Here is a 426-nt window from a genome sequence, read left to right as displayed (position 1 = left end):
CGCTTGGCCCGGTACATGGCCTCGTCGGCGTCGCGCATCACCGTGCGGGCCCCGTCGACCCCGCTGCGGGCCCGGGCCACCCCGACGCTGACCGAGATCGGGACGTCGGCGGACCCGATGAGGACGGGCCGCCGCAGCTCCTCGACGATCCGCGTGGCGATGCGCTCGGCGACGAGCAGGGCGTCGTGGCCCTGGACGATGACGGCGAACTCGTCGCCCCCCAGGCGAGCGACCGTGTCCTCGACGCGGACCGCGGCGTTGAGGCGGGCGGCGGTGACCTCGAGCAGGTGGTCCCCCTCGAGGTGTCCGTACTCGTCGTTCACCGACTTGAACCGGTCGAGGTCGCAGTAGATCACCGTCACCTCGGGCGGGTCGCGACGGCCGAGCAGCTGCTCGAGGCGGTCGTTGAAGAGGGCCCGGTTGGGC

General features: G+C 73.0%; 1 protein-coding gene. It reads right to left on the bottom strand.

All coding sequences use genetic code 11. The features are described 5' to 3' along the window. Positions 1–426, bottom strand: a 426-nt coding sequence (locus D7Y13_RS43440; RefSeq protein ID WP_147452736.1) for a GGDEF domain-containing protein, incomplete at both ends; no start/stop codon positions are given.

It is taken from the genome of Corallococcus praedator (genome assembly GCF_003612125.1).
GTDB classification, from domain to species: domain Bacteria; phylum Myxococcota; class Myxococcia; order Myxococcales; family Myxococcaceae; genus Corallococcus; species Corallococcus praedator.
Note: the sequence above shows the minus strand (reverse complement) of the source record. Positions and strands in the feature narration are given on the sequence as shown.